Source organism: uncultured Campylobacter sp., from assembly GCF_938045205.1.
In the GTDB taxonomy this organism is placed as follows: domain Bacteria; phylum Campylobacterota; class Campylobacteria; order Campylobacterales; family Campylobacteraceae; genus Campylobacter_B.
Genome location: NZ_CALIMY010000059.1, coordinates 22160 through 30877, shown reverse-complemented (window position 1 = coordinate 30877; position 8718 = coordinate 22160). Strand labels below are relative to the sequence as shown.

Sequence of the window (8718 nt, the reverse complement as noted above, 5' to 3'; positions counted from 1 at the left end):
CGTTTATGATCTTACCGCGTCTGGAGCGCAGATTTTTGCCGTCCCAGATCGCGCGCACGCCGTCTAGCTTCTCGCTAACGACCCAGCCCGTGATATTCATGCCCGGGACGTACTCTTTAAGCAGCATCGGTTTAAATTTAGCCTCATCCGCAACCGCGCCGCAGAGCAAAAACACCGTGCCAAAAACCGCGCCTTTTAAAATTTTAAAAATTTCACTTCGCATATGCCGCCAGCTCCCTTTCTATAAAGTCGCAAAAAACGGGCGTATAGCTCATGCCCGCGCACTCTTTTTGCAAAAATTCGCCCATCACCGCGATATAATTTAGATAATCGTCCTTGGTGATCTTGCCGCGCAAAAGCTCGTATTTCAAAAACAGCCAGTAGGTGTTGAGCACGTCGGATCTGCAGTACTCGTCGATCTTGGCCTGCTCGCCGCCGTAATACAGCTGCAGGACCTGATCGCCGTGCACGTCGTATTTGCCCGGCAGGCCCACGCTAGCGCAGATATGATCGAGCTTGAGCCCGCGAACGGCGCCAAAATCGCTGATGTGATCGAGCAGATCCAGATGGAACCGCCCGTCGTAGCGGCTGCGGTAGTTCTCCCATTTGCTCTTGTTGTTATCGCGATCGTTCGTCTCAAAATACGCTGCGGCGCTTAGATCATAGCACATCGCGCGCGCCATAATCATCGGCAGATCGAACCCGCGCCCGTTGAAGCTCACGAGGCGCGGATTAAAATCCTCGATGAAGGTCAGGAATTTTGCGATTTTATCGCGCTCGTTCTCGCCATCAAGCGTCGAGACGCGCAAAAATCTGCCGAATCCGTCCGCCATCACGGCGCTAATGCTAACGACGCGGTGGAAGCAGACGGGCAGGAATTCGCTGCCGGTTTTTTCTTTGAAAATCTCCATCGCCCTAAGCGAGAGCAATTTTTGGTTTAAAATTTTGCTTTTATCTGCGTTAAAGATCAATTGCTCGCCGTAAATTTTAAAATTTAGCGCGTTTAACGCGAGATCTTGCGCGGAATTTAAAGCGAGATTTTCGCTCTTTGAGCTTTGGGATGCGGAGCTTTGAGGCGTAGAGCTTTCCGCCGCGAAATTCTGAGGCGCAGGGCTTCGGAGCGTAGAATTTTCCATCGCGGCACCCTGTGCTGCGGAGCTTTGAGGCGCGGTATCGTCGTAGGTTAAATTTAACGACGCAGAATTTTTGGGTGCCGTATTTTGCGACATGGAATTTTCGCTCGCAAAATTTCCCTGCGTTGGATTTTCAGCGGAATTTTCACTGGCGAAGCTTTGAGGCGCAGCGTCTTGCTGCGTAAAATTTTGCTCGGAATTTTCTATTTTAAAATTCTGCTCCGCCGAATTTACAGCAAAATTTAAAGACGCGCTTTGCTTCTCGCCGCCGATCTTTTGCGAGAGCTGCGCGTCAAGAAGCTTTGCGAAGCTTTTTTTATCGAAAGGCTCGAAGCAGTCCGCGATCGCGTCCTCATCCAGCACCCGCACCAGCGCCGCTACGTCGGGGATCGTCTCGCAGTCGAATACGCAGATATAATCCTTTTTCATTAAGCTCCTTCCTGGCAGCTTTTACCGCTTTTTTCAAAAACGGCTCTAAAATAATCCTCTATCTCCATGCCGTTTTTAGGTACGCGCCTAATAGAGCTCCTCGCTCATCCGAGGTTCTCATCGCCGCTTCCAACTTTTAAATTTTGCGCTGCCGCATTTTCGCAGCAAAAAAAGGCGTATGCGGAGGCGCGGCAAATTTCGCTACCGCTCGCCGCGACGCAATTACCGCGCACAAAAGCGTGCCGGTCGTTAAATTTATCCTTCGATCAAGCGCTTGATACCCGGCAAAAGCTCGCCTGACACCTCGCAAATCCTGCTTCGCAGCACGCTAAAATCGCCGCAGTAATCGCCCAGAAGCTGCAAAATATCGTCTCTGATGGCTTGCGAGCGCTCGGTAAGAAGCAGCTCCTGCAAAAGGGCGAAAATTTCGCTCTCATGCGCCAGCGTGCAGCCGTAGTAGGGATCAAGGTAATAATCTAAACACAACAGAAGCGAGGCTTTCTCGGCCTCGTCATCACCTAGCAAAACGGCGGCGATACCCTCTACGCCGCCCTCTGTTATGGCTTTATGCCTAGCCTCGTAATATACCGTACGCGTCAAATTTTGCCCTTTTTACACGCCGCTTATTCGGCCTTGGCCGCATCCCACGCAAGGATCGTCTTACCCTCGGCGTCGGTAGCCACGTCGCCCATGCCCATGATGTTGTAGCCGCAGTCGACGTAGTGAACTTCGCCTGTCACGCCGCTAGCAAGGTCGCTGAGTAGATACATCGCGCTTTTGCCGACGTCATGCGTCGTGACGTTACGTTTTAGCGGGCTATTTACCTCGTTGTAGCGTAAAATCATCCTAAAATCGCCGATACCGCTTGCGGCAAGCGTTTTGATCGGGCCTGCGCTGATAGCATTTACGCGGATACCGCGCGCGCCAAGGTCGTGTGCTAGGTAGCGCACGGAGCTTTCAAGAGCCGCTTTTGCGACGCCCATTACGTTGTAGTGAGGTACGAATTTTGGTCCGCCAAGATATGTGAGCGTGAGCACCGAGCCGCCCTCTTTTAGCACAGGAAGTACCGCGCGCGTGAGGCTTAGCAGCGAATACACGCTCGTACCCATCGCGATATCAAAGGCTTCTTTTGTAGTGTTTACAAACTCGCCCTCTAGCGCCTCTTTGGGTGCGTAGGCCACTGCGTGCACGACGAAATCTATCTCGCCAAGGTCTGCTTTGATGCGATCTGCAAGCCCGTCTAGGTGAGCTTGGTTATTTACGTCAAGCTCGTAGACGAATTTGCTCCCAAACTCCTCTGCAATCGGCTCTACGCGTTTTTTTAGCGCATCGTTTAGGTAGGTAAACGCCATTTGCGCACCCTGGGCGTGACAAGCTTCGGCGATGCCGTAAGCGATGGATTTGGCGTTAGCGACGCCGACGATGAGGCCTTTTTTCCCTTTTAAAATCATTATTTCTCCTTTAAAATTTGCTTGGCTTTTAAGTGTCTTTGAATGAGTTTTGATTTTGCTCCCTGCGACAGGCTACACGCCTAGTCTTGGTCGCAAAATCTGCAACAACATTCAAATCCATCTTAAAATCCTTCACAATTTGACTTAAAATTTTACAAATTAAAATTTGCAAAATCTCGCGAAACGCCAAATTTTAAACTAAATTTTATAGCGACAGTATCGCGAAGCTAGACTAGGCGACTTAAAATTTTGCGACAGGAGTTACCCTATTAGGTAATGACCGAGCAAAATTTTAAGGCAACGAAGTATAGCGATGCGAGACAACGCGTATAAGTTCCAAAAACTTCGAGGCGTCCCAGCTTGCTGTGCCCACTAACACCCCGTCGCAACCTTTTATCGCGCAAATTTTTGCGATATTTTCCGCATTTACGCTGCCTCCGTAAAGTAGAGGTGCTGAGCTTTTGGTGCGTAAAGACCTCAGCATTTTTTCGATCTGCTCGCACTGCGCACTTCTGCCCGTACCGATCGCCCAGACAGGCTCGTAAGCTAGTATTAAATTTCGGTATTTCAGATCAATACCCTCAAGCTGTGCCGCTACAAACTCCTCGCTGCAGTTTTGCGCAAATGCCGCCTCATCCTCGCCGACGCAAAAGACGATGCGCCAGCCGCGTGCTGCGGCAAAACTGAATTTCTCTCTTATTAGCTCCGCGCTCTCTCCCAAAATGGCGCGCCGCTCGCTGTGACCGATAAGAACGGTTTTGACGTCAAATTCCGCCAGCATATCGCCGCCGATCTCGCCCGTAAAGCTGCCGTGCGCGGCAGGATAGAAATTTTGCGCGCCTTGGGTGAAATTTTTCACCCTCGCGCAAAATGCGCTAGCAGGAGGAAAAACCAAAATTTCATCCTCGCGCGAAATTCCGCCCGCTAAGCCTTCCTCTAAAGCTTTAGCGTACTGCTCAAAACTAGCGCGAGTATGGTTGCATTTAAGATTCGCCGCTAGTATCATCGCAGCTCCGTTTTAGCAGTAAGCACTCGCACGCCCGGCAGCTCCTTGCCCTCGATGAGTTCTAAGCTCGCGCCGCCTCCGGTAGAAATAAAAGTCATATCATCGGCGTTGCCCGCGCGTTCGACGACATCTGCAGTATCGCCGCCGCCCACTACGGTTGTGGCGTCGCTATCTGCGATCGCGTGCGATATATGTAGGCTGCCGCGAGCGAATTTATCGATCTCAAAAACTCCCATCGGTCCGTTCCACCAGATCGTTTGTGCATCGTCTAAGGCTTCTTTAAAAAGCGCTACGGTCGCAGGCCCGATATCTAGCCCCATCCAATCGCTTGGAATTTCTTGGACGGTAACCTTTTTTGTAACGGCGTCTTGCGAGCATTGCGGAGCTGCGACGGCATCGACGGGGATATAAATTTTAACCCCAAGCTCTTTGCCGCGGCGCAAGATATTTAGTGCGTCAGATATAAGATCCTCCTCTAAAAGCGAATTACCGATGTCATATCCGACGGCTTTTAAAAACGTAAACGCCATGCCGCCTCCGATTATGAGCTTATCGACTTTAGGAAGTAAATTTTTAAGCGCCTGAAGCTTGCCGCTTACTTTGCTGCCGCCCGTTACGGCTACAAAAGGACGCGCAGGATCTTTAATAAGGTCTTTGGCGAATTTTATCTCTTTTAGCAATAAAAATCCCGCCGCTTTGTGTGCCTCATCGTAGAATTTTGTAATCGCCTCTACTGAAGCATGCGCGCGGTGACATACACCAAAAGCATCGTTGATATAAAATTCCGCGTAGCTTGCGAGCCTCTTAGCTAGTGCTTCGTCGTTTTTGCTCTCGCCCTTTTCGAAACGCAGATTATCTAGCAGAAGCACTTCGCCCTTTTTAAGCGAATTTACCGCAGCTCCTGCCTCCTCGCCCGCGACATCAGAGACAAATTTTATCTCGCGCTCCAAAAGCCTAGATAGCCTCTTTACCACAGGCTTTAGGCTAAGTCTTTCTTCGTATCCGTTTTTCGGGCGTCCTAAGTGGCTGGCTAAAATTACCGCGCAGCCCTCATCTAAGCAATATTTAATAGTAGGGATAGACGAACGGATGCGGCGATCGTCCGTAATATTGCAAAACTCATCCATCGGCACGTTAAAATCGCATCTGATAAAAACGCGCGCGCCGTCTTTAAATTTCAAATCTTTAATCGAAAGAATTTCGCCCATCTTATTTCCTTCTTTTTGCCGCATATAGGGCTAAATCGATGAGGCGCTCGCTATATCCCCACTCGTTGTCATACCAGCTCATCACTTTTATCAGATTGCCGTCAATTACCTGCGTGCAGTCGCTAGCTACGATGCTGGAGTATTCTGAAGTACAAAAATCGCTGCTGACGCGACTATCGTCGTCTACGAGCAAAATTCCTTTCATCTCTTTAGTGGCATAACGGCGGAAAATTTCATTTAGCTCCTCAGCACTCGTCTGCTTGCGCGTTAGCACCGTTAGATCAACCATCGATACGTTAGCCACCGGCACGCGCACAGATTGCCCGTGCATCTTACCGCTTAGCTGCGGAAGTACCTTGCTAATCGCTTTTGCCGCACCCGTCGTAGTCGGAGCGATATTAAGAGCCGCGGCGCGTGAACGGCGAAAATCCTTGGCTTTTACATCGACTAGACTCTGTCCATGCGTATAAGCATGAATTGTCGTCATCAGACCCTTTTCGATGCCAAGCTCATCGTCTAAAATTTTTGCAATCGGAGCCAGGCCGTTAGTGGTGCAGCTAGCGTTTGAGATGACGCGTTGTCCTGCATAAGCACCCTCATTAACGCCGATTACGAAAGTAGGCGTATCATCCTTGGCAGGCGCGCTCATTACGACTACGCCGATACCGTTATCTATGAATGGCTTGCATTTTTCGCTCGTTAAAAACGCACCAGTACATTCAAGCACAGCTTCTGCGCCATCGCCTGCAAAATCAAGCTCCGCAGGCTCTCTGGTGGAATAGACGCGGATTTTTTTGCCGTCTACGGCTATGCATTCGTCGCTTATAATTTCTACTTTTTTACGAAACTCGCCGTGAACGGTGTCGTATTGAAGCAGGTATCTCGTAAGCTCGCGCTTAGCGGTATCGTTGATCGCTACAAGCTCTACATCGTCCCTGCTTAGCGCAATTCTAGCCGCGCACCTACCGATCCTTCCAAAGCCGTTAATTGCGATTTTTACTGCCATAAGGTTCTCCTTATTTGGGATGTTTTCAGCTGGAATTTTACTAAATTTGGGTTAATCTTTGATTAAATAAAAAGTCGCGAAATCTAGGATTTACTTTTTGGCTATATAATTCGCGAACTTTTTTTAAAGGAGAAAAAATGAGACGAATTGTATTCTCGTCATTAGCGGCAATCGCGCTTTTAAGCGGATGCAACCAACCTAAGGCCGATACGGCTCCGCAGCAAAAGCAAGAGTCCGTAACGCATACGATCGTATTTCTACTCGGAGAGACCGGGGATAAGCGCATCAGCCTTAGCTCGAACGATATGTTCGCAACGGGCGTGCTAACCGACGAAAAAGGTAAAAAGCATAATCTCAAGCGCGCTGCTTCCGCAAGCGGCATAATGCTTACGAACGACGAAGGCATCGAGCTTCTTTTCAAACGCGGAGAGGGAGTGTATACGCCGGGAAAAGGCAAAAAGGATATTCCGGTAACCTACACCGAGCACGAGCACAAAAGCGGCGAAATGATGTAGCCGCGGCGGGGTTAAATTTAAGCGCCCGCAAAAGCGAATTAAATTTAACCCCTCATTTCTGCTTCTTTATCCGTAGCAAAATTTAACTCTCGTTTCGACCTCTTTGATCTGCGCTAAAATTTAACCTTTTATTTTCGCTTCTTTCATCTACACAAATTGAGCTTTTTTGCGAATTTAAGTTTGTGCTCACTGAAAGCAAGCTCCGCGAGTTCAAAATCATTAAATTTTACGAAATATCCATTTGATCTGCGCTTTACCAGCGAATTTTTGATTTTCAACCGAATTTCACTTCAAATTCGCTAAACTGCGCTGAAATTTTAGCAGGCCGGTGCAAATACGGCGCAAAACAGATCATTTATCGAGATTGCCGCATGGATAGCATTAAATTTTACCTAAACGATTACGAAATTGAGCGCGAAAGCTTTACCGAAGTCGTCGTTGCAATAAACGGCGAGCCTTTGCTTGAGCTGATTAGGCAGCACGAGCAAAGCTTTGCGGCAAAGGACGGGCAAGCTAGCGTCGCGGGAAGCTATGCTTATTTGAGCTTGATCGATTTTGAGGAGCTATTTTTGCGCGCCGCGCTTGAAGCCGATTTGGCGCAAGATGAGCGGGATGTCGTCCTACTGGGCTGTCCGTGCGGGATCTGGGACTGCTGGTATCTCGCGCTTAAGATTAAATTTGAAACGGAGACGGTTAATCTTTACGAGTTTAAAAACCCGCGCCGCAAAGATTGGCAGTATGGGCTTGAGTTTAAATTTGACCGCGTGAGCTTTGTGAGCGAAATTTCTAAAATCGCCTCTTTTAATAAGCTATAAAATTCGCAAATTTAACGGCACGCTCGAAACTGCGGCGAAACAAACCACCCTTTGCCTCGGCAAAATTTAGCTTTAAAGCGGAATGGCTGCCGCACAAACTCATAGTATTAAAATTTTTGCCTCGCTGTTTCGCAAAACATCCAGCAAAATATCATAAAATTTGCCCAGCCTTAGCTTTAAAATTCCGCCCCTTTTGATGACGACAAAAACCTGCCCGCCTCGCTCGCCCAGCGCGTCGTAGAGCGCGTCTAAATTTGCGATATATTCGGGCTTGAAATCCAGCGCTGCGGCAAACAGCGCGAAAATTTGATCTTTGCGCCTAATCTTTGCGCCGTCGATGATGATCTTTGGGGCGCTGCGCGTTTTAAAATTTAAACTCATTGCACGCGCTCGAAGCTTTCGTAATGATCGGCGGTGTAGAAGATCAGCCCGTCGTTTGAAAATATCAGCCGCTTCGCGCCGCGCGGGCCGCCGCGATACTCGATGTCGCACTCGCGCCAGATCCGCCCCTTTTTATCAGGTAGCCTGCGCTCGAAATTGCCGAAACGATCGCCGCCGATGCTCTTGCCACGCGCGTATCGCCACAGATCGCCGCCCTGCCAGCCAAGCTCGCCGGCCTGCTTTTTCGTGATGAAATTTTGCGGCAAAGTGCCCGTACGGCGGATATGAGCGCTCACGCACTCCTTGCTTATGCAGGGCTCGTCCGCGAGCTGATTTTTAGAATTTTCGGCGGGATTTTGCGAGTCTGAAGCTTCGTAATCTGTGCTGCTCCGCCTGTGGATATCCGCCTCATCTTTAGAATTTGCCGCGGCGCGCTCGTTTGCTTGCGGATGAGATTTTAAATCTCCTAAGTCTGCCCCGAGCCCTGCTCCGCCGTCTGCGCTTCTTGCACCGTCTATATTCGTGCTATATGCGCCCTTTTCGCCGCGCTCATCTTTTGCACCGACGCTACTTGCAGGATTTTGCGAGCTTGAAATTTTACGATCGGTGCCGCTTTTTAAATTTTGCGCGCCGCTTTTACGCGACGCAGCATCCAGGGTTTTGGAGGTAAAAACCCGTTCATCTTTAGCCGCGTGGCTGCGCGAATTGGAGATCAAATTTAGCACCAAAAGAAGTACTACAAAAATTGCGAGCGGGATCAGCTTTTTTGCCACC

The 8718-nt window shown here is 49.4% G+C and carries 10 protein-coding genes and 1 pseudogene; 2 read left to right on the top strand and 9 right to left on the bottom strand.

Annotation, left to right across the window (positions count from 1 at the left end):
• The 7 genes and pseudogenes from Q0198_RS03745 to gap form a co-directional block, all read right to left on the bottom strand.
• Positions 1 to 223, bottom strand: a pseudogene (locus Q0198_RS03745) (DNA ligase); the annotation flags it as partial.
• Positions 213 to 1562, bottom strand: a complete 1350-nt coding sequence (locus tag Q0198_RS03740; protein ID WP_297895151.1) for a 3'-5' exonuclease — start codon at positions 1560 to 1562, stop codon at positions 213 to 215. The gene Q0198_RS03740 and the pseudogene Q0198_RS03745, both read right to left, overlap by 11 nt.
• Before the next feature lie 255 nt (positions 1563 to 1817).
• Positions 1818 to 2162 (bottom strand): hypothetical protein, encoded by a 345-nt coding sequence (locus tag Q0198_RS03735; protein ID WP_297895148.1) that lies wholly within the window; start codon positions 2160 to 2162, stop codon positions 1818 to 1820.
• 23 nt (positions 2163 to 2185) lie between these two features.
• On the bottom strand, positions 2186 to 3013 hold the full coding sequence (gene fabI / locus Q0198_RS03730; RefSeq protein ID WP_297895145.1) for an enoyl-ACP reductase FabI: 828 nt from the start codon (positions 3011 to 3013) through the stop codon (positions 2186 to 2188).
• A gap of 292 nt (positions 3014 to 3305) precedes the next feature.
• Positions 3306 to 4019, bottom strand: coding sequence for a triose-phosphate isomerase (locus tag Q0198_RS03725; protein ID WP_297895142.1), 714 nt, complete (start codon positions 4017 to 4019; stop codon positions 3306 to 3308).
• A complete protein-coding gene (locus Q0198_RS03720; RefSeq protein ID WP_297895140.1) occupies positions 4016 to 5227 on the bottom strand; it encodes a phosphoglycerate kinase in 1212 nt (403 codons plus the stop codon). Before Q0198_RS03720 ends, Q0198_RS03725 begins: the two co-directional genes overlap by 4 nt.
• Position 5228: 1 nt before the next feature.
• Positions 5229 to 6233, bottom strand: a complete 1005-nt coding sequence (gene gap / locus Q0198_RS03715; RefSeq protein WP_297895138.1) for a type I glyceraldehyde-3-phosphate dehydrogenase — start codon at positions 6231 to 6233, stop codon at positions 5229 to 5231.
• 137 nt (positions 6234 to 6370) lie between these two features.
• Between gap and Q0198_RS03710 the strand changes: the two genes are divergently transcribed.
• On the top strand, positions 6371 to 6748 hold the full coding sequence (locus Q0198_RS03710; RefSeq protein WP_297895136.1) for a hypothetical protein: 378 nt from the start codon (positions 6371 to 6373) through the stop codon (positions 6746 to 6748).
• A gap of 371 nt (positions 6749 to 7119) precedes the next feature.
• Positions 7120 to 7563, top strand: a complete 444-nt coding sequence (locus Q0198_RS03705; protein ID WP_297895134.1) for a hypothetical protein — start codon at positions 7120 to 7122, stop codon at positions 7561 to 7563.
• A gap of 99 nt (positions 7564 to 7662) precedes the next feature.
• Here Q0198_RS03705 and Q0198_RS03700 read toward each other — a convergent pair whose 3' ends face one another.
• Positions 7663 to 7944, bottom strand: coding sequence for a barstar family protein (locus Q0198_RS03700; RefSeq protein WP_297895131.1), 282 nt, complete (start codon positions 7942 to 7944; stop codon positions 7663 to 7665).
• Complete coding sequence (locus tag Q0198_RS03695) at positions 7941 to 8717, bottom strand: ribonuclease domain-containing protein (protein WP_297895128.1); 777 nt, start codon at positions 8715 to 8717, stop codon at positions 7941 to 7943. The genes Q0198_RS03700 and Q0198_RS03695 overlap by 4 nt, the downstream gene beginning before the upstream one ends.
• Position 8718: the final 1 nt, after the last annotated feature.

Bases quoted from the DNA above. Each gene is read 5' to 3' on its own strand.
- Q0198_RS03700 (WP_297895131.1), bottom strand. From the start codon at position 7,944: ATGAGTTTAAATTTTAAAACGCGCAGCGCCCCAAAGATCATCATCGAC.
- gap (WP_297895138.1), bottom strand. From the start codon at position 6,233: ATGGCAGTAAAAATCGCAATTAACGGCTTTGGAAGGATCGGTAGGTGC.
- Q0198_RS03710 (WP_297895136.1), top strand. From the start codon at position 6,371: ATGAGACGAATTGTATTCTCGTCATTAGCGGCAATCGCGCTTTTAAGC.
- Q0198_RS03720 (WP_297895140.1), bottom strand. From the start codon at position 5,227: ATGGGCGAAATTCTTTCGATTAAAGATTTGAAATTTAAAGACGGCGCG.
- fabI (WP_297895145.1), bottom strand. From the start codon at position 3,013: ATGATTTTAAAAGGGAAAAAAGGCCTCATCGTCGGCGTCGCTAACGCC.
- Q0198_RS03725 (WP_297895142.1), bottom strand. From the start codon at position 4,019: ATGATACTAGCGGCGAATCTTAAATGCAACCATACTCGCGCTAGTTTT.
- Q0198_RS03740 (WP_297895151.1), bottom strand. From the start codon at position 1,562: ATGAAAAAGGATTATATCTGCGTATTCGACTGCGAGACGATCCCCGAC.
- Q0198_RS03705 (WP_297895134.1), top strand. From the start codon at position 7,120: ATGGATAGCATTAAATTTTACCTAAACGATTACGAAATTGAGCGCGAA.